We start from the raw sequence: 239 nt of genomic DNA on the forward strand, positions 1-239 counted from the left end.
GTATGTCGATGGTGGTGGTCGAATCTATGTGAGCGATCTGGCATATGATGTCGTAGAGCAAACATTCCCAGAGTACATCGATTATTACGGTTCTGACGAAACACCAATCAACCAACCAGAAGAGGTTGACAGCGCCACGACAGGTGAAGACTCTATCACTATCCGTAGTAATATCGAGCCGACACTCAAATCATGGCTAGAAGAAGTCACTTGTACGCAAGGCGATTGCTTGAATACTG

General features: G+C 46.0%; 1 protein-coding gene. It reads left to right on the forward strand.

What is annotated here, in order from left to right:
- Positions 1-239: hypothetical protein (locus SCA31_RS25380; RefSeq protein WP_410699694.1), on the forward strand; the 239-nt coding region annotated here is incomplete at both ends.

Origin of the sequence: Chryseobacterium sp. SIMBA_028, from assembly GCF_046535285.1 — a bacterium.
Taxonomy (GTDB): domain Bacteria; phylum Bacteroidota; class Bacteroidia; order Flavobacteriales; family Weeksellaceae; genus Chryseobacterium.